This window comes from Nocardioides sp. CPCC 206347, from assembly GCF_048654605.1.
GTDB lineage: Bacteria > Actinomycetota > Actinomycetes > Propionibacteriales > Nocardioidaceae > Nocardioides.
Window position 1 is genome coordinate 196,633 of record NZ_JBMCYZ010000002.1, and the last position, 18,066, is coordinate 214,698.

22 protein-coding genes are annotated in these 18,066 nt (G+C 69.8%); 11 read left to right on the forward strand and 11 right to left on the reverse strand.

Annotated features, from left to right (window positions below; genetic code table 11):
* Nucleotides 1-34 precede the first annotated feature (34 nt).
* Complete coding sequence (locus ACOACQ_RS07110) at nt 35-523, reverse strand: MarR family winged helix-turn-helix transcriptional regulator (protein WP_420287977.1); 489 nt, start codon at nt 521-523, stop codon at nt 35-37.
* Nucleotides 524-588: 65 nt separating this feature from the next.
* Between ACOACQ_RS07110 and ACOACQ_RS07115 the strand changes: the two genes are divergently transcribed.
* From ACOACQ_RS07115 to ACOACQ_RS07125, 3 genes are read left to right on the forward strand one after another with little or no spacing between them, the layout of a single operon-like run.
* The gene (locus ACOACQ_RS07115; protein WP_378596538.1) at nt 589-1,497 is read left to right on the forward strand and encodes an alpha/beta fold hydrolase; all 909 of its coding nucleotides are present in this window, start codon (nt 589-591) and stop codon (nt 1,495-1,497) included.
* A complete protein-coding gene (locus ACOACQ_RS07120) occupies nt 1,494-2,279 on the forward strand; it encodes a methyltransferase domain-containing protein (RefSeq protein ID WP_420287978.1) in 786 nt (261 codons plus the stop codon). The genes ACOACQ_RS07115 and ACOACQ_RS07120 overlap by 4 nt, the downstream gene beginning before the upstream one ends.
* On the forward strand, nt 2,276-2,665 hold the full coding sequence (locus ACOACQ_RS07125; protein WP_420287979.1) for a VOC family protein: 390 nt from the start codon (nt 2,276-2,278) through the stop codon (nt 2,663-2,665). Before ACOACQ_RS07120 ends, ACOACQ_RS07125 begins: the two co-directional genes overlap by 4 nt.
* A 123-nt stretch (nt 2,666-2,788) precedes the next feature.
* On the opposite strand, the gene ACOACQ_RS07130 is transcribed toward ACOACQ_RS07125, so the two are convergent.
* The gene (locus tag ACOACQ_RS07130) at nt 2,789-3,658 is read right to left on the reverse strand and encodes a hypothetical protein (RefSeq protein ID WP_420287980.1); all 870 of its coding nucleotides are present in this window, start codon (nt 3,656-3,658) and stop codon (nt 2,789-2,791) included.
* A gap of 139 nt (nt 3,659-3,797) precedes the next feature.
* Between ACOACQ_RS07130 and ACOACQ_RS07135 the strand changes: the two genes are divergently transcribed.
* Nucleotides 3,798-5,534 carry a sigma-70 family RNA polymerase sigma factor gene (locus ACOACQ_RS07135; protein ID WP_420287981.1) on the forward strand — a complete coding sequence of 579 codons (1,737 nt, stop codon included), beginning with the start codon at nt 3,798-3,800 and terminating at the stop codon, nt 5,532-5,534.
* 50 nt (nt 5,535-5,584) lie between these two features.
* Nucleotides 5,585-6,064 carry a hotdog fold domain-containing protein gene (locus ACOACQ_RS07140; RefSeq protein ID WP_378603427.1) on the forward strand — a complete coding sequence of 160 codons (480 nt, stop codon included), beginning with the start codon at nt 5,585-5,587 and terminating at the stop codon, nt 6,062-6,064.
* A 13-nt stretch (nt 6,065-6,077) separates the two neighbouring features.
* On the opposite strand, the gene ACOACQ_RS07145 is transcribed toward ACOACQ_RS07140, so the two are convergent.
* From ACOACQ_RS07145 to ACOACQ_RS07165, 5 genes are all read right to left on the reverse strand, one after another.
* Entirely contained in the window at nt 6,078-6,947 is an 870-nt protein-coding gene (locus ACOACQ_RS07145) for an amino acid ABC transporter permease (protein WP_378603424.1), read from the reverse strand.
* Nucleotides 6,944-7,627 (reverse strand): amino acid ABC transporter permease, encoded by a 684-nt coding sequence (locus ACOACQ_RS07150; RefSeq protein WP_378603421.1) that lies wholly within the window; start codon nt 7,625-7,627, stop codon nt 6,944-6,946. Before ACOACQ_RS07150 ends, ACOACQ_RS07145 begins: the two co-directional genes overlap by 4 nt.
* Before the next feature lie 89 nt (nt 7,628-7,716).
* Nucleotides 7,717-8,610 carry a glutamate ABC transporter substrate-binding protein gene (locus tag ACOACQ_RS07155; RefSeq protein ID WP_420287982.1) on the reverse strand — a complete coding sequence of 298 codons (894 nt, stop codon included), beginning with the start codon at nt 8,608-8,610 and terminating at the stop codon, nt 7,717-7,719.
* A gap of 38 nt (nt 8,611-8,648) precedes the next feature.
* Nucleotides 8,649-9,434, reverse strand: coding sequence for an amino acid ABC transporter ATP-binding protein (locus tag ACOACQ_RS07160; RefSeq protein ID WP_420287983.1), 786 nt, complete (start codon nt 9,432-9,434; stop codon nt 8,649-8,651).
* A 103-nt stretch (nt 9,435-9,537) separates the two neighbouring features.
* The gene (locus ACOACQ_RS07165) at nt 9,538-9,933 is read right to left on the reverse strand and encodes a hypothetical protein (protein ID WP_378603412.1); all 396 of its coding nucleotides are present in this window, start codon (nt 9,931-9,933) and stop codon (nt 9,538-9,540) included.
* Nucleotides 9,934-10,002: 69 nt separating this feature from the next.
* Between ACOACQ_RS07165 and miaB the strand changes: the two genes are divergently transcribed.
* Both miaB and ACOACQ_RS07175 read left to right on the forward strand, forming a co-directional pair.
* A complete protein-coding gene (gene miaB / locus ACOACQ_RS07170; RefSeq protein ID WP_378603409.1) occupies nt 10,003-11,511 on the forward strand; it encodes a tRNA (N6-isopentenyl adenosine(37)-C2)-methylthiotransferase MiaB in 1,509 nt (502 codons plus the stop codon).
* 4 nt (nt 11,512-11,515) lie between these two features.
* Nucleotides 11,516-12,247, forward strand: coding sequence for a Type 1 glutamine amidotransferase-like domain-containing protein (locus ACOACQ_RS07175; protein ID WP_378603406.1), 732 nt, complete (start codon nt 11,516-11,518; stop codon nt 12,245-12,247).
* Between the two features lie 11 nt (nt 12,248-12,258).
* On the opposite strand, the gene ACOACQ_RS07180 is transcribed toward ACOACQ_RS07175, so the two are convergent.
* From ACOACQ_RS07180 to ACOACQ_RS07195, 4 genes are all read right to left on the reverse strand, one after another.
* On the reverse strand, nt 12,259-12,555 hold the full coding sequence (locus ACOACQ_RS07180; RefSeq protein ID WP_378603403.1) for a hypothetical protein: 297 nt from the start codon (nt 12,553-12,555) through the stop codon (nt 12,259-12,261).
* 66 nt (nt 12,556-12,621) lie between these two features.
* A complete protein-coding gene (locus ACOACQ_RS07185; protein WP_378603400.1) occupies nt 12,622-13,110 on the reverse strand; it encodes an NUDIX domain-containing protein in 489 nt (162 codons plus the stop codon).
* Between the two features lie 16 nt (nt 13,111-13,126).
* Nucleotides 13,127-13,330 carry an antitoxin gene (locus tag ACOACQ_RS07190; RefSeq protein ID WP_182379579.1) on the reverse strand — a complete coding sequence of 68 codons (204 nt, stop codon included), beginning with the start codon at nt 13,328-13,330 and terminating at the stop codon, nt 13,127-13,129.
* A 64-nt stretch (nt 13,331-13,394) separates the two neighbouring features.
* A complete protein-coding gene (locus tag ACOACQ_RS07195; protein WP_378603396.1) occupies nt 13,395-13,607 on the reverse strand; it encodes an antitoxin in 213 nt (70 codons plus the stop codon).
* Nucleotides 13,608-13,690: 83 nt separating this feature from the next.
* Between ACOACQ_RS07195 and miaA the strand changes: the two genes are divergently transcribed.
* From miaA to ggt, 4 genes are all read left to right on the forward strand, one after another.
* The gene (gene miaA, locus ACOACQ_RS07200; protein ID WP_420287984.1) at nt 13,691-14,635 is read left to right on the forward strand and encodes a tRNA (adenosine(37)-N6)-dimethylallyltransferase MiaA; all 945 of its coding nucleotides are present in this window, start codon (nt 13,691-13,693) and stop codon (nt 14,633-14,635) included.
* A gap of 19 nt (nt 14,636-14,654) precedes the next feature.
* The gene (locus tag ACOACQ_RS07205; RefSeq protein ID WP_378603389.1) at nt 14,655-15,605 is read left to right on the forward strand and encodes a helix-turn-helix domain-containing protein; all 951 of its coding nucleotides are present in this window, start codon (nt 14,655-14,657) and stop codon (nt 15,603-15,605) included.
* Nucleotides 15,605-16,171 (forward strand): dihydrofolate reductase family protein, encoded by a 567-nt coding sequence (locus tag ACOACQ_RS07210; protein WP_420287985.1) that lies wholly within the window; start codon nt 15,605-15,607, stop codon nt 16,169-16,171. The genes ACOACQ_RS07205 and ACOACQ_RS07210 overlap by 1 nt, the downstream gene beginning before the upstream one ends.
* A gap of 74 nt (nt 16,172-16,245) precedes the next feature.
* On the forward strand, nt 16,246-18,060 hold the full coding sequence (gene ggt / locus ACOACQ_RS07215) for a gamma-glutamyltransferase (protein ID WP_420287986.1): 1,815 nt from the start codon (nt 16,246-16,248) through the stop codon (nt 18,058-18,060).
* Nucleotides 18,061-18,066 lie beyond the last annotated feature (6 nt).

The following is an 18,066-nucleotide window of genomic DNA, read 5'->3' on the forward strand; positions in this document are numbered from 1 at the left end:
TCGGGGTGTGATCCCGGGAGTGATCCGGGGAGGGTCAGTCGGCGAAGGGCAGCAGCAGCCGGCGCAACAGGTCGGCGAGCACTCGCCGGTCCTTGTCGCTCAACCCGGTCAGCAGGTCCCGCTCGGCGTCGAGCAGTGCGGTGAACGCACCGTCGACCGCCTCCTTGCCCTCCGGGGTCAGCCGGACCAGCACACCGCGGCGGTCGGACGGGTCGGGGTGGCGCTCGACAAGGCCCCGGGTCGCGAGCCGGTCGACCCGGTTGGTCATCGTCCCGCTGGTCACCAGCGTCTCGCGCAGCAAGCGCCCCGGCGAGAGCTCGTACGGCGCCCCGGCCCGCCGCAGCGCGGCGAGCACGTCGAACTCCCACGGCTCGATGTCGTGGGCCGTGAAGGCCTGCCGGCGCGCCCTGTCGACGTGGTGGGCCAGGCGGGAGATCCGGCTGAAGACGGCGACGGGCCCGAGGTCGAGGTCGCTGCGCTCGCGCGCCCACGCCTCGATCAGCTCATCGACCTCATCCCGCATGGCCGCATCCTAGCGGTTGGGTCGAGAATCTTGATGTCAAGATAGATGCGCCGTAGGGTTGCCCCGTGAACCATCGATCGACAGTGCTGGACCGGGTCACCCTCACCAGCCTCGTGTGGGGTGACGTCGACGACCACGACCGGCCGCTCGCCGTGCTCCTGCACGGGTTCCCGGACACCGCCCACACCTGGCGCCACGTCGCGCCGGCACTGGTCGACGCGGGCTGGCGGGTGGTCGCTCCGTTCACGCGCGGCTATGCGCCGAGCTCGATCCCGACCGACGGCAGCTATCACGTCGCGGCACTGATGGACGACGTCCTCGCCCTCCATCGGGAGTACGGCGGCGACGACCGGGCGCTGCTGGTCGGGCACGACTGGGGTGCGATCACCGCCAACGGGATCGCCGCGACCGACGCCAACCCGTTCGGCCACATCGTCTCGCTGTCCGTGCCGCCGCTCGCGGCGATGAACCCGCACCGGGGTGACCTGGCTCGGTGGCTCCGGGTGCTGCCGCGACAGGCCGGGCTCAGCTGGTACACCGTGTTCAACCAGCTCCCGCGCCTGCCCGAGCGTTCCTTCGACCGTCTCGTCGACCACCTGTGGGAGCGCTGGTCCCCGGGCTTCGACGCGACCGAGGACCGCAGGCACCTCGCGGCCGCCGTACCGGACGAGGCACGCAAGAGCGCGGTGCTCGGCTACTACCGCGCCCAGCCGCGCGCCTGGGGCATCCCGGAGCGCTACCGCCGGTTCGCGAACGACTGGCTCGCGGGGCCGAAGGTGCCGATCCTCTACCTCCACGGCGCCGACGACGGTTGTCTCGACGTCCGGTGGGCCGGCCTGGTCGGCAGCCACCTGCCCGAGGGCAGCCGGGTCGCGGTCGTCGAGGGTGCCGGGCACTTCCTGCAGGTCGAGCGTCCGGACGTCGTCAACGCGCGCATCCTCGAGTTCCTCACCGAGCGGGAGGTCGCGCGTTGAGCCACGCCTGGGATCCGCAGCGCTACCTCACCTACGCCGACGAACGCGGCCGCCCGTTCGTCGACCTGATCACCCGCATCGACGCAGCCGATCCGCACGTCGTGGTCGACCTCGGTTGTGGTCCGGGCAATCTGACCTCCCTCCTCGCTGACCGCTGGCCGGCAGCGTCGGTCACCGGCATCGATTCCAGTGAGGACATGGTGCGCGCGGCCTCCGACAGTCCGGCCGCGGAGCGCGTGTCCTTCCACAGGGCCGACCTGCGCGACTGGCTGGCGACCGTCGCGCCGGGCTCCGTCGACGTGCTGGTCTCCAACGCGACCCTGCAGTGGGTCGACGGTCACCTCGACCTGGTGCCCGCCCTGGTCGCCGCGCTCGCGCCCGGCGGCTGGCTCGCCTTCCAGGTGCCCGGCAACGCCGACCAGCCCACCACGACGATCCGCGAGGAGCTGGCGGCCGAGCCGCCGTACGACCTCCACACGGCCGGCGCCGCCCGGATCGCTGCCCATGACGCCGCCACCTACCTGCGCGTCCTGCAGGGCCTCGGCTGCGAGGTCGACGCATGGGAGACGACGTACCTCCACGTCCTGCAGGGCCCTGACCCCGTCTTCACCTGGGTGTCGGGCACCGGCGCCCGGCCCACGCTGCAGGCGTTGCCCGACGACCTGCGCCCCGCGTTCGAGGAGGAGTTCAGGGCCCGCCTGCGTGCGGCCTATCCGGACGACGGTGCTGGTGTCGTGATGCCGTTCCGCCGGATCTTCGTCGTCGCGAAGGTGCCGGGATGAGGATCCACCACGTCCAGGTCGCCTGCCCGAGCGGCGGCGAGGATGCGGCCCGCCGCTTCTACGCGGACGGCATCGGCATGACGGAGGTGCCGAAGCCGGCGGAGCTGGCGAAGCGGGGAGGTTGCTGGTTCCGGTCGTACGACGCCAGCGGAGCCACCACCGCTGAGATCCACGTCGGCGTCGAGGAGCCGTTCGCCCCGGCACGCAAGGCCCACCCCGCGTTCCTGCTGGGATCGACGGACGAGCTCGAGGCCGTCGCCGCGCGCCTCGGTGATCTCGGGTTCGAGACGGACTGGCGCGAGCGGCACACGTTCGACGGCCACGAGCGTTGCCATGCCTTCGACGGCGCCGGCAACAGGGTGGAGCTGCTCGCGCCTGCACGGTGAATCGGCAGGTGAGTCGGAGTGCCCGCGGGGTGGAATGAGGTCTCCGTTGATGGAGACCGGATCCCTGCCGCTCCGTAGCCCCCCCAGGCCCCCGGAACTGGCGCCCGCAGGCACTCCGACGATCTAGGGGCCGCTCCTGCGGCCGGCGTCGCGCAGTGCGACCAGCGTGTCGATCTCGCGCTCGTGCTCGCGGCGGCCGACGGAGGCCGCCTTCTCGCGGCAGAGGTCGACGAACGCCGCGATGACCGAGGCGGTGTGGGACTTGCCGGCCTGCTGTGCGAGGTCGACGATCCGGCCCGTGTACGGCGACCAGGGCTTCGCCGTGACCATCGCCATGTGGTGGCGCCACTCGACGATCGTGCCCTGCTCGGCGATGTCGAGGAGCTCCTCGATCGTGTCCAGCGTCGGGACGGTCCAGGTCTTGTCGGTGCCCTGGTTGAGCAGGGCATGTGCTGCGCGCAGGCACGTGTCGGCGATGGCCTCGACGTGGGTGGCCGTCCGGGGGTCCGCGGCCAGGCGCTCGCGCAGGTCGCTGGCGACGAGGCGGCGGACCGCTTCGCTCGTCAGGGGCAGTCCCGGGTGTGACTCCAGCGGGCTGCCGTGGCGGTGCTGGAGTCGGGCGAGCCGTTCGTGTCCGAGCTGTCCCGCCAGGTCGGCGAGCGCTGCGTGGTCGGTGACCTCGTCGAAGAGTGCCAGGGCGACCAGGTTGGCCGCGGACGCGTCAGCGGGGGAGGCGAACGTGTTGTCCTCGTGGTCCTCCAGGAACAGCAGGAGGCGCTCCCAGGCGTCCAGGTCGTCGGCGCCCACCTGTGCGACCCGTCCGAGCACGTCGCCGGTGATCTCGAGCAGGCGGTGCCGGTAGGGCCCGACCATGCGTCGGCGCTCGAGCAGGCGGCTCCGGAGCGCGGCGGTACGGCGAGCGACCGCGCGCGGCCGGAGCTGGACCACCCCGGAGGGCGCGGTGCCGGTGCGGGTGCTGTGCAGCGCGCTCATCGGTGCCTCCGTCCGCAGTTCAGGGTGGGTTGGGGCAGGCCGGGGTCCTCCGGCCTGCCCTCAACCAGACGGAGCGCGTCCGCGAACATCACGCGGTTTTCCGGGAAGTTTGCAAATTTCCCGGAGATGGCATGATGCGATGCGCATCCACGACGACCTCGCAACGAAGCGGGCCCGACAACGCGCCGCCCGTCACGGGCCGCGAACGACCAGGATCCGGGGGGACCTGATGGCGGACGACTCGCGCCGCGAGCTGGACGAGCAGCTGCTCGACCGCGTCCGCAGCGGCGACAGCCTCGCCTACGAGGACCTTTACCGCGCACACGTCGACGGCGCCCGTCACCTGGCGCGCATCCTGGTCGGCGCCGACCAGGCCGACGAGCTTGTCGCGGAGTCCTTCGCCCGCGTGCTCGCGGCCCTGCGGTCCGGCGGCGGACCGACCGACAACTTCCGCGCCTACCTGCACGTCACGATCCGCAACGGCTACCGCGACGGTCTGCGGGCACCGCGCGAGTCGCCGGTGTCCGACCAGCCCTGGCTGTTCGACGACGCCCAGCTCCCCGCTGAGGAGATGGTGGCCGGGCTCGACGAGACGGTCGCGGTGGACGCCCTCTCGAGCCTGCCCGAGAGCTGGCAGCGGGTCCTGTGGCACGTCGAGGTCGAGGGACGGAAGCCGGCCGAGGTCGCCACCATCATGGACCTGCAGCCGCGCGCCGTGTCCTCGCTGGCCCACCGTGCCCGCGAGGGCCTCAAGCGCGCCTATCTCGACCTCCACGCCGGCCCTGCGCCGGTGCGCGAGCAGTGCCAGTGGGCGCACGCCCGGATGAGCCAGTTCGCCCGTGGCGACCTCAGCCCTCGCGCCGAGCTGAAGTTCGGCGAGCACATCGACTCCTGCCCGGACTGCAACCAGGCGTTCATCGTCGTGGACACCGTCAACCAGAAGCTCGCCGCCTACGTGCTCCCGATCGTGCTGCTGGCCGTGCTGCCCGGTGGCGGCAAGGGCCTGCTCTGGCTCGTCGGCGCCGGTGGCGGCGTGGCTGCCACGGGCTCCGTGGCCGCCTCCGGCGGGGCGACCTCCGGGGCTGCGTCCTCGGGCGGCTCGGCCATCGGTGGACCCGTGGCCGTGGGAGTCGCAGCTGCGGTTGCCATCGGAGCGATCGCGGCAGGGGCACTGGCCCTCACTGGTGGGAGCGACCCGCGCCCAGCGGACCGCGCGGCGCCGGCCGACGTCGCGGAGTCAGCTCCGGTCGACGATCCGGCCCCGGAGCCCGCTCCGTTAGCTGACCGGCCCGTCCCGCGTACGCCGGCGCCGGCCGTCGCCGAGCCCGCGGCCGAGCCCGTGGTCGTGAGCGATCCGGCGCCCGCAGCCGCCCCGGCTGCCCGGCCAACCCGCCCCGAGCAAGCCGCGTCGAAGGCTCCCGCCGTCGTCCCCGTCGTTCCTGTCGCGCCCGTCGACCCGTGCGTCACCGCCGACCCCTGCGTCCGCCTGGTCGACATCGCAACGACCGCCGGTCCCGGACCGGCACCGTCGGGCGTCAGCGCGACGGTCGACGTGTTCGGCGGACCCGCGCGGACGATCGAGCTCGTCTTCGTGTTCGACGGTTCGGTCGCCGTTCCTGCCGGTGGCAAGACCGGGGAGGGCTGGACCTGCACGGTGCTCGACCCGATCGGTGGGGGCCTGGAGGTCGGCGCCGGGGCGCCGTACATCCTCGCGGGCCCGCTCACCCCGGTCACCTGTTCCTTCGCGTACGACGCCGCGGACCCGCCGTCCCTGGTGCTGACCGCCAACCCGCTGCTCGCGCCCCCGACCCCTGCGGGCAGCGTCACGCTGGTGTCCGCCGGTGAGCAGGTCGCCACCCAGCGTTTCCCGGAGTGAGACGGACGGCACCTTGCCCGCCGTTGTTACTCGCAAGTAATCTCAGCGCCATGACGACTCCGGTGCAGAACCTCTGGAAGACCACGACTGGCGTGCCCGTCGTTGGTGGCACGATCGGCAAGCGGGTGTTCTCCTTCGCTTTCGCCCAGAAGGCTCCGTACTTTGCGACGATCCACCCGCGCGTCATCGACATGCGCTCCAACTACGCCGAGATCCGCTTCGCGAAGCGGCGCAGCGTGCAGAACCACATCGGCACCGTGCACGCGATCGCGCTGTGCAACGGCCTGGAGATGGCCATGGGTGCGCTCGCCGAGTCGACCATCCCGGACACCAAGCGCTGGATCCCCAAGGGCATGTCGATCACCTACACGGCCAAGGCCACCGGCGACATCACCTGCATCGCCGAGACCGACCAGGAGCAGTGGGACACCGCCGAGGGTGACCTCCCGGTCCGCGTCCGCGGCCAGCTCGAGGACGGCACCGTCGTCATCGAGGGCGTCATCAACCTCTGGGTGACCTCGAAGAAGTAGTTGGTCCCAGCGGTCAGGCAGCGCCGCCCGCGCCACCTGTACCGGTGTCGAAGGCGCCGCCGACGTACGCGACCTTGAGCTTCTTCTCGCCGACGTACCGCTTCTGCAGCCAGTTCGCCAGCAGCATGAGCAGCATGTTGACGGAGATGTACAGGGCGGCGACGACGAACATGGTCGGCACCCGGTTGTTGAACTCGAGGTAGATCTGCGTCCCCACCTTGGTGAGACCGGGGGCGAGTACCAGCGTGCCGAGAGCGGTGTCCTTGAGTGCCACGATGCACTGGCTGACCAGGGACGGCAGCATGATCTTGACGCCCTGGGGCAGCAGGATGTTCGACATCACCTGCGTCTTGCGCATGCCGACGGCATACGCCGCCTCGCCCTGGCCCTTCGGCACGGCGTTGATGCCGGCGCGCAGGACCTCGGCGAGCACCGCTCCGTTGTAGAGCGTCAGCGCGATGACGACGGCCCAGAAGGAGCTGATCTCCTCCTTGATGCCGAGGCTGTACCAGGTGAAGACCATCAGGAGCAGGACCGGGACCGCGCGGAAGAACTCGACGACGATCGTCGCAGGCCAGCGGATCCAGGCATGCTCGGACAGCTTGGCGATGCCGAACACCACGCCGAAGGCGATGGCGCCGAGGATCGCACCGAAGGCCATCTGGAGCGTCTTGAACAGGCCGTCGACCAGCAATGCCCTGATGTAGTCGGGAGTGGTGAAGACCTCCCACTTCTTCTCGAAGTCGAACTGTTCCGCGTCGTTGAAGCCGTCGAAGATGTACCAGACGATGCCGAGCAGGGCCACGCCCGTGGCAATGGCGTAGAGCCTGTGCCGTACGACCGTCTTCGGTCCGGGAGCGTCGAAGAGAACGCTGGTGCTCATGCGACCTGCCACCTCTTCTCGAGTCGGCTCGCCGCGAACGAGAGGAGCAGGACGAGCAGGATGTAGCCGACCGCGAAGAAGATGAAGATCTCGGTCCGCTGCGAGCTGAAGTTGTTGGTGAAGCGGCGCATCTGCGCCACGGCCTCGAGGATGCCGAAGGCGGCGGCCACCGACGTGTTCTTGAGCATTGCGATCTGCACGCTGGCCAGCGGGGGGACCGAGGCCCGGATGGCCTGGGGCAGGACCACCTGGGTCATCGTGCCGCCGAAGGTCAGTCCGACCGCGCGCGCAGCTTCGGCCTGTCCGAGCGGAACGGAGTTGATCCCGGACCTCAACGCCTCGCAGACGAAGGTCGACGTGTACAGGGTCAGGCTCACGACAGCGGCGCCGAACGCCTCGGTGAAGTCGAACTGGCCGATGTGGACGTCGAGGAAGTTGAAGGTGAGGCCGAACATCGGCGACGCGAAGGTGAAGAAGGCGAAGACGATGACCAGAGGAGTGTTGCGGACGACCGTCACGTACGTCGTGGCCGCAGCCCGCATGATCTTGACCGGGCCCACGCGCAAGGCGCAGAGCACCGTCCCGAAGAACATGGACAGCACTGAGGCGATGACGAAGAGGGCCACGGTGTAGCCGAAGCTGCGGAAGTAGAGGTCCCAGTTGTCGCTGATCGCTTCCACGTCGTACCTCCTTCCGGCTCGTGGGCGTTGGCGTTGTGTGCTGATGCGGGTCCCCGGTCGGGGACCCGCATCAGTGGGTGCTGCTCAGATCAGGCGCAGGGGTCCAGCGCCGGCGGCTCCGGCGTCTCGACACCCGACGGGCCCAGGGTGATCTCGAATGCCTTGGCCCACGAGCCATCCTCGAACGACGCGGTCAGCACGTCGTTGATCCACTCGCACATCTCCGGCTTGTCCTTGCTGTAGCCGACGCCGATGTTCTCCTCGGAGAACGTGTCGCCGACGACCTTGAGCTGGCCCTCGTTCTCGGCAGCGAAGCCGGCGAGGATGGTGCCGTCGGTGGACATGCCCTCGACCGTTCCGTCGAGGACCTTGGCCACGCACTCGGAGTAGCTGTCGAAGCCGACGCCCTTGGCGCCCTTCTCGTCGATCCGGTCGATCGACGTCGATCCGGTCACCGAGCAGACTTCCTTGCCCTTGAGGTCGTCGATGCTCTCGACGTCGCTGTCGGCCTTCACGAGGAGCTGCTGTCCCGTGACCATGTAGGGACCAGCCTGGCCGACCTTGAGCCGGCGCTCGTCGGTGATCGAGTACGACGCGAGGACGAGGTCGACCTTGCCCTGCTCCAGGAACGGCTCCCGGTTGTCGGAGATGGTCACCTCCCAGTTGACGTCGTCGCTCTCCGGGTCGATGCACAGGTCGGCGATGAGGAGCTTCGCGACCTCGATGTCGAATCCGCTCGGCCGGTCGTCGGTGGCACCTTCGAAGCCCAGGCCGGGCTGGTCGTCCTTGTGGCCGACGTTGATCTTGCCGGCTTCGGACAGCTCGGCCATCCGCGAACCCTCTGCGAACTTCCCGTCACAGTCACTCTTGGCTTCGACGTCGACGCCTTCCTTGTCGTCGTTGCCGGCGTCGCCGCAGGCCACGAGGCCGGTGGCCGCGATGAGGCTGACCGCCGTCGCCGCGAATGCTTTCCTGAGTCGCATGTACTGCTCCTTTTATCTAGGCCCGAGGTGCCGAGCGATCAGTGTTTGAGGATCTTGCCGAGGAAGTCCTTGGCGCGATCGCTCTGGGGGTTGGTGAAGAACGACTCCGGGTCGGCGGTCTCGACCATCCGCCCGTCGGCCATGAACACGACGCGGTTGGCGGCAGTACGGGCGAACCCCATCTCGTGGGTGACCACGATCATCGTCATCCCGCGCTCGGCGAGGTCGACCATGACGTCGAGGACTTCCTTGATCATCTCGGGGTCCAGCGCCGAGGTGGGCTCGTCGAAGAGCATCACCTTCGGCTCCATGGCCAGGGCGCGGGCGATGGCCACGCGCTGCTGCTGGCCGCCGGAGAGCTGTGCGGGGTACTTCGCGGCCTGGTGGCCGACGCCGACCCGGTCGAGGAGTTCCTTGGCGAGTGCCTCGGCCTCTGCCTTCGACTTCTTGCGCACCTTGATCGGCCCGAGCGTGACGTTCTCGAGGATCGTCTTGTGGGCGAAGAGGTTGAAGCTCTGGAACACCATGCCCACGTCGGCGCGGTGCGCGGCCAGCGCCTTGCCCTCCTGGGGGAGCGGCGCACCGTCGACGTTGATCGTGCCCGTGTCGATGGTCTCGAGCCGGTTGATCGTGCGGCACAGCGTCGACTTGCCGGAGCCCGACGGGCCGATCACGACGACCACCTCGCCGCGCTGCACGGTCAGGTTGATGTCCTGCAGCACGTGCAGCTCGCCGTACCACTTCTGGACATCGACGAGCTCGACCAACGGGTCGTTGGCGCGGGTCGCTGCGCTGCCGACCGCAGCGTCATCGGTGACGGTCATGCTTGGGGACGTTAGTCCCGCGAGGCCTCCGCGGGCTAGAGCGCCACGCCACCGAGACCGATTCGTGACGCCGGGGTCATCGGCTGGAAATCAGGCAGGTCCGTCAGAGGACGGCAGGAACCACGCTGAGCGCCAGGCCGACGATGATCGCCAGGACGGCGAGCATCATCGCCCTGCGGTGGGCCTTCTCCGACGACGCCGTGTCCTCTTCGGTTGCAGCCGGCAGACCCATCCCGGTCCGCCACTCGGCGTCCTCGCGCTTCCACAGGTCCGTGGGCGTGATGGCCTCGAGCATCGCGCCGATCAGGTACAGCAGCACGGTGAACGTGCCGCCGGCGACGGTGAGGACGGTGAGGATCGCGGACACACCACGGGTGTCGGTCCCGAACATCAGTCCGGCGCCGAGCAGTACGGACACGATCAGCGCCGCGACACTCAGGACGCTGCCGATCCATTCGTTGTTGCGGGCCATGAAGCCGGGGGGAGCTGTCTCAGCCATGTCGTCGAGACTACCCAGCGGCTGAGCGATTCGGGCGCGGAGGCCGTGCCGCCGTACTCTTGATCGGTCATGAGCACCACGCAGAGTCCGCCGCGCACCTACGTCGTCCGCACCCACGGGTGCCAGATGAACGTGCACGACTCCGAGCGACTCTCGGGGCTGCTGGAGGACGCCGGCTACGTCGCCGTACCCGACGGCAACCAGGCCGACGTCGTCGTGTTCAACACCTGCGCCGTGCGCGAGAACGCCGACAACAAGCTCTACGGCAACCTGTCCCAGCTCGTGCCGGTCAAGGCCGCGAACCCGGGCATGCAGATCGCCGTCGGCGGCTGCCTCGCGCAGAAGGATCGCGCCACGATCACCGAGAAGGCGCCGTACGTCGACGTCGTCTTCGGCACCCACAACATCGGCTCGCTGCCGGTGCTGCTGGAGCGTGCCCGGATCATGGAGGAGGCGCAGGTCGAGATCCTCGAGTCGCTGTCGGTCTTCCCCTCGACGCTCCCGACGAAGCGCGACTCGACCTACGCCGCCTGGGTGTCGGTGTCGGTCGGCTGCAACAACACGTGCACGTTCTGCATCGTCCCGGCGCTTCGCGGCAAGGAGCAGGACCGCCGCCCCGGCGAGATCCTCGCCGAGATCGAGGCGCTGGTCGCTGAAGGCGTCTCCGAGATCACGCTGCTGGGCCAGAACGTCAACGCGTACGGCGTCGAGTTCGGCGACCGCCAGGCGTTCTCCAAGCTGCTGCGGGCGTGCGGGTCGATCGAGGGCCTGGACCGGGTGCGGTTCACCAGCCCCCACCCGGCCGAGTTCACCGACGACGTCATCGAGGCGATGGCCGAGACGCCCAACGTGATGCCCCAGCTGCACATGCCGCTGCAGTCCGGCTCCGACAAGGTGCTCAAGGACATGCGCCGGTCCTACCGGCAGTCGAAGTACCTCGGCATCATCGAGCGGGTGCGCGCGGCCATGCCCGACGCCGCCATCACGACCGACATCATCGTGGGCTTCCCCGGCGAGACCGACGAGGACTTCGAGCAGACGCTCGAGGTCGTGCGGCGGGCCCGCTTCGCCGGAGCCTTCACCTTCCAGTACTCCAAGCGCCCCGGCACCCCCGCGGCCACGCTCGAGGACCAAGTCTCCCCGGAGGTCGTGAAGGAGCGCTACACCCGCCTCGCCGAGCTGGTCACCCAGATCGCCTGGGAGGAGAACAAGCTGCTGGTCGGCCGCGAGGTCGAGCTGATGGTCTCCGAGGGCGAGGGCCGCAAGGACGCCGAGACCCACCGCCTCTCCGGCCGCGGACCGGACAACCGGCTCGTGCACTTCGAGGCCGACTTCTCCGCCGTCGACGGTGCGCCGCGGCCCGGCGACATGGTCACGGTCGTGATCACCCACGCTGCCCCGCACCACCTGATCGCCGACGGCCCGGTCCGGGCACTTCGTCGTACCCGCTCCGGAGACGCATGGGACCGGGCTGCAGGCGGCTCGACCAGCGGAGCTCCTGCCTCGTCGGGAGTCGGTCTCGGCATGCCGGCCATCGGCGTGCCTGCCCCGTTGCCCGCCGGCCCTGTCTGCGGCTGAGACCATGCCCGCCGACGCGCCCACCATCCTCGCCACCTCCGGCGGGGTGGTGCCGAGTGACCGCAACCGCTGGTCCGTCGGACCCCTGACGAGCCACGCCGTCGATCTCGCCGGCGTCACCGGGCGTGCGCCGCGCGTGTGCTTCCTCGCCACCGCGTGCGGCGACCAGCCCTCGCTGATCGCCGACTTCTACGACATGGCGCAGGAGTCCGGGTTCCACGGCAACCACCTGGAGCTGTTCCCGATGCCGAACGTCGAGGACATGCGTGAGCACCTGCTGTCCCAGGACGTGATCTGGGTGTGGGGCGGCAGCGCCGCCGGCCTGCTGGCGATGTGGGACCTGCACGGCGTCGGCGACCTGATGCGCGAAGCCTGGGAAGCGGGCGTCGTGCTCACGGGGGTGTCGGCGGGTTCGATCTGCTGGCACCGCGGCGGTACGACGGACTCGTTCGGTCCCGAGCTGCGCCCGATCACCAACGGGCTGGGGCTGGTGCCGTACTCCAACGGCGTGCACTACGACTCCGAGGAGCAGCGCCGTCCGCTCTTCCAGTCGCTGATCGCCTCCGGGGAGCTGCCCGCCGGCTACGCCACCGATGACGGCGTGGGCGTGCTCTACCGCGGCACCGAGTTCGTCGAGGCGCTCACCGAACGCGACGGCGCGGCGGCGTACTTCGTCGAGGCCGGTCCGGACGGCACGGCCATCGAGACACGGCTCGACACCAGCCTGCTGCGGTAGTTCGGTCGCAACTAGGCCGGCGAGTCCTGCTCGGGCGGAATGTCCGGCTTGCCCTGGGTGGCCTCGGTGTCGGTGTCCTCGGGCGTCGCGGCCTCCGGCGGGAGCTCATCGGTCTCCGGGTTCTGGCGGGGATCGGGGTCACGCGCGTCGGTCGTGTACGCCCCGTCGCCGCCCACACCCTCGATGCCGTTCGGTCCACCCGGCGGCGGAGCCGGCGGCTCGACCGTCGGCTTCGGAAGCGGCGGCAGTCTCTGTCCGGAATCGTCGTCGGGGTCGACCCGTACGGATTCCTCGGGTTGTTCGGTCATCATCACCCTCCTCAGCAAGGAGGTATCCGCAGACGGGGATTCCAACCGGTGGCGCCACCAGGTTGGTCAGAAGCCGTGCTGGCTCAGGCCCGGGAGATCGCCGCGGCGGAGGCCGTCGAGGACGACGCGTTCGTGAGGGACGACCGGATCGGGCAACGCATCGAGCGGGAACCAGCGCAGGTCGGCGCACTTCGTCGGCTCGACGATGCGCGGCTCGCCCGACCAGGAGCGAGCAGTGAAGAAGAAGTCGATGCGTTCGTCGATGGGGAGGTCGTGCGCGGTCCGCTGCATCGCGGTCGCGAAGGTCAGGTCGAGATCGCTGACCTCGATCTCCTCGAGGGCCTCGCGCCGGGCGGCTGCCTCGGCGGTCTCGCCACGCTCCACGTGACCGGCGGCCGCAGCGGCCCAGTGGTCATCCATGTAGCCAGTGCCCTGCCGCAATTGCAGAAGCACCTCGGTGGCTGAGCCGTCCGCCGCCTCCCGGAGGAGGAAGACGTACGACGCCGGGACCACCACGAACCGCGTCTTGCCGGTCGCGGGGTCCTGCACAGTCACCGAGGTGCCTCCAAGGTCAGTTGATGTCGTCGTTCTTGCCGTCGAGGCCGTCGAGGGCGTCCTTGGCCTTGTCGGCGCCCAGATCGATCTTGTCGTCGAACTTGCCGCCGGTCTTGTCGGACACGAAGTCCGCAGCCTTGTCGACAGCGTCGCCGATCTTGTCGCCCTGACCGTCGACTGCGTCGGTCACCTTGTCCTTGGCGTCATCCAGAAAGCCCACGAGAAACCCCCAACGGTTCGGAATGGTGTGCGGCCCATGGTTGAGCCGCTCGCCGCAACAGTAGTCAGGCCTGCTCGCCCTTGTCGCCCTCGACCTTGCCGAGTGCGTCCTTGGCCTTGCTGGTGGCGCCCTCGATCTTGTCGCTGAACTTGCCGCCGGTCTTGTCGTCGACGAAGCCCGCGACCTTGTCGATGCCGGCTTCGATCTTGTCGCCGTGCTCGGCAACCGCTTCTGTCGCCTTGTCCTTCGCGTCCTTGAACTTGTCCGTGAGGCTCATCGTGTGGCTCCTTCGTGAGTACCGCCGAGTCGGCCTGTCACCCACGGTGCTGGGGTGTGGCCCGGTCTTGCCACACTAGCCACATGCCGCAGCCGTTCAACACGTCGGAGATTCCGATCGTGGCGCTCGTGGGGCCCACCGCCAGCGGCAAGACGGCGCTGTCCCTCGATCTGGCTTCCGCACTGCACGGAGAAATCGTCAACACCGATGCCATGCAGGTCTACCGCGGCATGGACATCGGTACGGCGAAGCTGCCGCTCGCCGATCGACGGGGGATCCCGCACCACCTGCTCGACACCCTCGACATCCGCGACGTGGCCACGGTCTCGGACTTCCAGGGCTGGGCGCGGACGGCGATCGCGGAGCTGCGCGCTCGCGCCGTGACGCCCGTGCTGGTCGGCGGATCGGGCCTCTACACGCGGGTGATCCTCGACCAGTTCGACTTCCCCGGGACCGACACGGCGGTGCGCGAGCGGCTGGAGGCCGAGCTCGAACAGGTCGGTGCCATGGCGATGAACGCCCGGCTGCGGGCGCTCGATCCCGTGGCCGCCGAACGGATCGGGGAGAACGGCCGCCGCATCGTGCGGGCGCTCGAGGTGATCGAGCTGACCGGCGAGCCCTACAGCGCCCGCCTCCCCGTGCAGGAGTACGCCGATCCCCACACCGTCCAGATCGGCGTCTCCATCGATCCGGCGATCCTCGAGGACCGGATCCGGCAACGGGTGCAGGAGATGTTCGACGAGGGTTTCGTCGCGGAGGTCGAGGAGCTGCTGGCCCGGGGGCTGGCCGAGGGCCGCACCGCGCGGGTCGCCATCGGCTACCGCCAGGTGATGGCCGCGCTGGCGGGGGAGATGTCGCTCGACGAGGCGCAGGAACGAACCTTCGTCGCGACCCGCAAGTTCTCCCGCAAGCAGATGGCCTGGTGGCGGGCCGATCCCCGCATCACCTGGGTGGAGTACGACGACCCGGACCGTGTCGCGAAGGCGCTGGCCGCAGTGCGCAAGATCGGTCAAGCGCCCGGCTCCTGATCGGGACCACACTGGACCCATGACGACACCGATCACGCCGCCGACCCGGCCCGGACGTGATCGCCTGCGCGAGCTCCTCGACGCGGTGCTCGACGAGGACAACCGAACGCTCGAGCAGATGGCGGACGACGCGTACGCATCGCCGTACCACTTCAGCAGGGTGCTGGCGCGCGACGTCGGGGAGGCGCCGGTGGCGATGCGGCGCCGGGTGATGCTCGAGCGGTCCGCGTGGCAGCTGCGGCACGGCTCGACGGTCACGGATGCCGCCTGGGAGGCGGGATACGAGTCGCTGGAGGGCTTCAGTCGCGCGTTCACCCGTGCCTACGGCCACCCGCCGAGCGAGACCGTCGCCCGCGCTGGCGACGGCACCACCAGCACGTGGCTGCCGGCCGCGAACGGCATCCACTTCCACCCACCCATGCATCTGTGGGTGCACGCAGAGGAGCAGCCGATGAACCCCGTCACCGAACAACAGGTGCGGCACGACCTCGACGACACCAGGGACCTGATCGAGCAGGCCAAGGGCTTGTCGGCAGCGGAGTGGGACGAGGTGCGGATGCCCGGCCACACGGTGCTCTCGTGGGACGGCGCGGAGGAGTCCATTGCCGCCGTCCTGCACCGGCAGGTGTTCTCCAAGGAGATCTGGCTGGCGTCGATCGAAGGACTCGACACCCCGTCCGCCGACGCGCCGTCCGGCCCCGCCGACCTCCTCGAACGGCACGACGCAGTGGCACCGCGCTGGCTGGCGACGGTGCGCGACATCGACCGCCGTGGTGCCTGGAACGACCGACTCGTCGATGCCCTGTGCGATCCGCCGGAGAGCTTCGTGCTGAGCAGCGTGCTCGCGCACGTCCTGACCTACGCCGCCCACCGGCGGCAGCTGGCCCGCGTGATGCTGCGCGCGGCCGGCGTCACGACCGATGAGGGCGACCCGATCATGTGGTTGCGCCGCGAACTGGGAGAGAGCTGATGAATCACCCGACGACCGTCACCTATTACACCGCCACGACGCTCGACGGCTTCATCGCCGACCCGAACGACTCCCTGGACTGGCTGATGCGCCAGGACCTGGACGAGGAGGGGCCGCAGAACTACGGCGCCTTCATCAAGGGGATCGGCGCGCTCGTGATGGGCTCGACGACGTACGAATGGGTGCTCGCCCATCTCGAGAAGTCGGGTGAGGCCTGGTTCTACTCGCAGCCGTCGTGGGTGATGACGTCCCGCGAGCTCCCGGTCCCTGACGGTGCCGACGTCCGCTTCGCCCGGGGCGACGTGTCGACCGTCCTCGACGCCGCCCGCGCTGCAGCGGGCGATCTCGGGGTCTGGGTCGTCGGCGGTGGAGACCTTGCCGGGCAGTTCGCGGACGCCGGTCTGCTCGACGAGGTGGTCGTCTCGATCGCGCCCGTCACCCTCGGCGCCGGTCGGCCGATCCTGCCCCGCCGCCTGGACCTGCGACTCGTGGAGACCGCGCAGAACGGCGCTTTCGTGACCGCCCGCTACGAAGTCGATGGTGTGCTGAAGGAGGACCGGCCGTAGGCCGCGCACCTTGACAGCAGGGGGGACCCCGGGGGGATGGTGAAGGACCGGCACTGCACTTCTCGGGAGGAACCGTGCGCCGAACCATCGCCCTCGTCACCACGTCCGTCACGGCACTCGCCCTTGCGCTGGTCGCTCCGGCCAGTGCCGGCCCGCCCGCCCCGGACGCGCCGCCCAAGACTCCCGTGGCGGTGGGACACGGCGGCGCCGTCAGCTCCGTCGACCCGGATGCGTCCGCGATTGGCCTGGAGGTCCTGGAGCGTGGTGGCAACGCCGTCGACGCGGCCGTCGCGACTGCGGCCGCGCTGGGCGTGACCGAGCCCTACAGCGCCGGCATCGGCGGTGGCGGCTACTTCGTCCACTACGACGCGGCCACCGGCGAGGTCACCACGATCGACGGTCGCGAGACGGCACCTGCGGCCATGCAGTCGGATGCCTTCATCGACCCGGCGACCGGGACGCCGTACCGGTTCAGCCCGGACCTGGTCACCAGTGGCGTCTCGGTCGGCGTCCCCGGCACCCCGGCCACCTGGCAGGAGGCCCTCGACCGGTGGGGCAGCCTGTCGCTCAAGGACGCGCTCAAGCCCGCTGCCGGCCTTGCCCAACGCGGCTTCGTCGTCGACGACACCTTCCACCTGCAGACCGCCGAGAACGCCCACCGCTTCCGCACCTTCTCCAGCACCGCTGACCTCTACCTCGCCGATGGCGTGCCGGCCGTCGGAAGCCTGTTCCGCAACCCCGACCTGGCCAGGACCTACCGGCTCCTGGGCGCCCGGGGCACCGACTGGTTCTACGACGGACAGCTGGCCGGCGAGATCGCCGAGAACGTCCAGCACCCGCCGTTGAGCGGTGACACCGACCTCCCCGCGCCGCCCGGCAGCATGACGACCGAGGACCTCGCCGGCTACGAAGCCCTGGTCCAGGAGCCGACCCACGTCTCCTATCGCGGCCACGACGTCTACGGCATGGCGCCGTCCTCGTCCGGCGGTACGACGGTCGGCGAGTCCCTCAACATCCTCGAGCAGTTCGACGTCGGTGGGTTGGCACCCGTCGACGCGCTCCACCACTACCTCGAGACGACCGCGCTCGCGTTCGCCGATCGTGGGAAGTACGTCGGCGACCCGGCCCACGTCGACGTACCCACCGCGCAGTTGCTCGACGACACCTTCGCCAAGGAACGGGCCTGCGAGATCGACCCGGCGGTCGCGGCGACCAAGCCGGTGCCTGCTGGCGACGTGACGTCGTACGACGGACTCTGTGGTACCGCGGCATCGGTGTCGACCGCCGACGCCGACACAGAGAACCTCTCCACCACGCACCTGACGACCGCCGACCGCTGGGGCAATGTTGTCGCCTACACGTTGACGATCGAGCAGACTGGCGGATCGGGCATCGTGGTGCCCGATCGTGGCTTCATCCTCAACAACGAGCTGACCGACTTCAGCACCGTCTACGCCGAGGCCGACCCCAACCGGATCGAGCCGGGCAAGCGCCCGCGCAGCTCGATGTCGCCCACGATCGTGGTCAGGGACGGCGAGCCGGTGCTCGCTCTCGGGTCGCCGGGCGGCTCCACCATCATCACGACGGTCCTCCAGGTCCTGCTGAACCGGCTCGATCTCGGCATGTCGTTGCCGGAGGCGGTCGCCGCTCCTCGGGCCTCCCAGCGCAACACGTCGGCGGTGACAGCCGAGCAGGCCTTCGTCAATGCGTACGGCGTCGCCCTGGCGGGCTACGGGCACGCGCTGTCCGTTGCCGGTCCTCCGGGGACCAGCGCCGCGGAGATCGGGGCCGTGGCCGCGATCGAGCTCGGGCCGGACGGGCAGCTGACCGCTGTGGCCGAACCCACCCGCCGGGGCGGGGGCTCGGCCCTGGTCGTCGATCCGGACTGACCCGAC